Origin of the sequence: Flavobacterium sp. (assembly GCF_029242675.1) — a bacterium.
GTDB lineage: Bacteria > Bacteroidota > Bacteroidia > Flavobacteriales > Flavobacteriaceae > Flavobacterium.
The window spans coordinates 1-3984 of the sequence record NZ_JAQWTM010000370.1 but is presented as its reverse complement, the minus strand read 5'-3'; the positions used below and the strand labels follow the sequence as shown (position 1 = coordinate 3984).

Genomic DNA, 3984 nt, shown 5'->3' with positions numbered 1-3984 from the left:
TTTATCTTTGCTTGTTTTTCTTTCGATGTATTTTGTCAGTTTTTCGTATTCCATTTTCTTTATATAATTTTCCATATAATCATAGTCGGGTTGTCCGTTTTTGTCTATAGGAAGCATAATTTTTTCTCTTTGTATTCTTTTATCATTTATTTCTCTGTTAAAACTATATTTTTCACTTAACCTTCTTGTTATACTTGAAATGAACTTATAAGTAAATTCACTAAAGTTTTCATTTTCAAGTTTAGTAATGTGGTCACTTGCAACAAATGAAAAAGACTGATAAAAAGTTGCACCAACACTTCCACTATTAGCAATAGTTATACAGTTTTTAAAAATTCTAACTTTTTCCTGATTATCAACAAAACCGTCAATTCCATTATTCAAAGCAGAGGATGATATATAAGGCATATTTCCCAAAATATGGTCGTCTTTTTTTAAACGCTTTCCTCTTTGAATTTTTGTAAAAACATCTTTTAAATAGAATTCTCCCCAATTTTTTTTATTAAGTGGTATAACTTCTTTAAAGTTTTTTAATTGAATAATTCTATTGGAAATATAAATTTCAAATTTGTTTAATTTCTCTGTCTCTTTGTCGTTTATGTAGTTTTCCATAAATGAGAAATTAGGAATTCCTTTTTTATCAGTTGGGATAAGTATTTTTAGTTTTTCAATTCCACCAGTTGCATTGTTACCGTATGAAAATTTCACGGATTGTTTATTAATTAAAGGGCAAATAAATTGCAAAATATTTGCATTACAATTTTCAAATTTTGCTTCTAACGCTTTTACACGTGTACCAATGTAAAAATCTACTTTTTGAGTGTAAGCATAAAAATTACCTCTGTCTGCCAAACTAATTGTTTTATTACAGTCAAATATTTTTTGTCCTTTAATTTCGCTAGACCAATCAGCTATACCATTATTAAATACGGAATGACTTATAATTGGAATATTACCTTTTGTAATTCTTGAAATTATCAAATCACCACCTGTATATATGTTAAACAAATTTCCAACTTCAAATTCATTCCATTGAATATTATTTAAATCCATTTTTTTAACTTTTTTGATTGTTAAATAAATATTCTTTGTCTTGCATTATCATATTAAATTCAAATGTTAGATAGTCAGAAATGCTTTTTTCAAACTCTTCTGCAATAGGTATATCATCATTAAAATAATAAAATGAATGGAGCCATTCATCTGTTGCCTCAATTGTAGATTCAACACAAAATTTAGTTTCTGCTTCTAAACGACCAAACCAAACATCTAATAAATGTTGTTTTTTATCTATTGCATTTACTGTTTCTACTAAACCTCGATGTTTTTGAACTTCAAAACCGTCATTTTCAAAATTTATAAATTTCACGACTTTGTCTTTATAATGTGGAATTCCACCCGTAAAAATAGCAATACAAGGGTTTGTTCCAACACCATAAAAAGAGTTTTTATTAAGCGTGATTACGCCTTCCAACGTATGATATTTTAAGATATTTTCTTTTATTGCTTGTTCTTCTTTGGTTTTTCCAGTCATTGATGATTGTGGAACTATAACAACAACCTTTGCTTCTTTCACAACAGAATTTAGTAAATGTTCTGTAAAGTTGATTTCATACAAGCTTGGATTGTTTTTACTTCCCATTGAATATGGTGGATTCATCATTCCAATAGTGCAACCTTTTTCTTGTAATTGTGAAGGATTATATTTTAAAAAATCTTCTTGTTCAAGATTACTTTTTCCATCTCCACGCAAAATCATATTTGTTGTTGCAATGGTAAACATATAAGGTTGTAATTCTAAACCGTGTAATTGGTTTTTTCTGATATTTCTTTGTACTTCTGGATTTTCAGTTTTTTGCAACATATCGTGCATTGCCGCAATTAAAAATCCTGCTGTTCCACAACAAGGGTCTAAAATTGAGTCAGAAGGTTTTAATTCTACTAATTCACAAAACAATTCTGTAACGTGTTTTGGGGTTAATACAATTCCTAATGATTGTCCGTCACCACCAGAATAAGACATAAATTCTCCATAAAACCTACCTAAATAATCTTCCGCAGAATGAATGTATTTTATATTTTTATAAATGTTTTCATAAAGAAACTCTGTAAAATGTTTTAAAGGTGTTTTCTTTAAAAATTCATTAATTTCATTGATTGCTTTTGTGTCTTTTATGACTAAAAACTGACTTAATAATTTATCTTTTTTTACTTGTGGCGAAACGTTTGCTCTTCGCAAGTTCTTTTCTATTGCTTCATAGATTTTTTCGCCATCTGTGTTTGTTTCATCACCAATTAAACTGTCAATACTGAAACCTTTATGTTCCATTTCACGCAAAGCCAACAAAATTCCAGAAACGATTAACGGTTTGTCTTTGTCTTGAATACTGCCATAGTTTCTTAAATCTTCGTGAAGATTTTTTGCATCTTTTAAGATTTCTTCTGTTGTTTTGTCTTCGGGTGTTTGTTCTTTTAAAATATTCTTTGTGTAGTACTCGTCAATATTTTTTTCGTTGAAAAGTGTAAATGTTTCAACGTCTTCAAGTTCTTTATATCCGCCTCTTTCGTCAATAAAAATTGGTGTTATTTTGTGTCGCTTTTCGTTGCCTGAAACTCCAAAAACAATGAACTTCTTGTAGTTTGTATTTTTTGCTAAATGTTTACCGTAAAACAATGCTCCGTTAACAGCATAATTTTTTACACTTGATACTTCGCTACAAATTAATTCTTTTTCGTTTCGTTTTATGTGAAGTGAAACGTCTGCTTTGTTTTCAATAATCAAAACGAAGTCTTTAACAATTCCACTATATTCAGGAAAACCAACTTTTCCTGTTCCAGCTTTTGATGCTGATTTTAAAGCGTTGTCAATGTCTTTTATGTTGCTTCCTTGTGGATGTAAGTCAACATTTGCTTCTTTCAGCAATTCGTAAACCCACAAATCTGTCAATATTTCTTTCTTCGCCATTTATTTTGTCAATTCGTTAATGTCGCAAATTTATGATTTTTATTTTTGTTATTTGTCGGTTTGTCTGTCGGTCATGCGGTTCGCTACAATGACGCACAACTATCATACACACGAAACAAACCTTCGCAAACTCACGAACTATTGACTGTATTGACGAAGTTTTATCCTGTAGTATTAATAATCATAAAAGTATATTAATTCGAAATATAAATCCTATAAAACAGAATTATTTTTTGTTTAAAATTTTGAAAGGCGATTTGTTCGCTAAAAGAAGTAACACAAAAAACCACTTGAAAAAAGGCAAAAAAAATCCGCAACAAACTGCTGCGGATCTAGTCATAATAAAGGCTTATAAATTACTCTATTTCGAAAAGTAAAATTTGAGTTTTCTGTTTGTCGGAGAAGTTGTTGTCTGAGACGAAAATTATAGACTGCTTGCCATTAGCTAATTTGGGTCCAAAGGTTATTCCTTCGATATTATCAGTAAAGATCCGGAGATCATCCATGTTTAAAACTAGTTTTTTAGTGGCTAATGTAACGCCTTCATTTTGTAACGATGCAATGTCTTTCACATTTGTAGCGGCAGTAAAATCGCATAGATAAACTTTAATCGTGCAAGCTTGTTTTCCTACAGAGTACGATCGCTCTACCACCAACAATTTGTTTTCGCCATAATATTGAATCGACGAAATTCCGTTTACTGCAAAACCAGTACTTGGATTGGGTTTGATTGCAATGGGGTCTAGTAAATAGCCGTATTGTGCGGTGTTGTTTCTGGTTTTACTGTCAAATTCAAATATTCGAACCATTCCACCCTTAGCAGTAGTCGCTTGGTTGTCGTCTTCATAAAGAGGTTCCTCAACGTTGGTGTACACTTTACTAAAATCGCTATTATAAGTGATTCCCTCTAGAACGCCATTGCTGCGCGGCCCTTTTTCCTCTTTTTGCATGTTGAGGTTTGCGGGTAAGTGGAATTCATTGACAAATTTTCCGGTAAGCGATGCCGTTTGCAAAGATGG

General features: G+C 30.9%; 3 protein-coding genes. All 3 read right to left on the bottom strand.

Annotation, left to right across the window (positions count from 1 at the left end; translation table 11 throughout):
* Positions 1–1053, bottom strand: a 1053-nt coding sequence (locus P8M54_RS13655; protein WP_300288503.1) for a restriction endonuclease subunit S, incomplete at its 3' end; no start/stop codon positions are given.
* Positions 1054–1057: 4 nt separating this feature from the next.
* A complete protein-coding gene (locus P8M54_RS13650) occupies positions 1058–2965 on the bottom strand; it encodes an N-6 DNA methylase (protein ID WP_300288502.1) in 1908 nt (635 codons plus the stop codon).
* A gap of 356 nt (positions 2966–3321) precedes the next feature.
* On the bottom strand, positions 3322–3984 hold a 663-nt coding region (locus tag P8M54_RS13645), incomplete at its 5' end, for an esterase-like activity of phytase family protein (protein WP_300288501.1).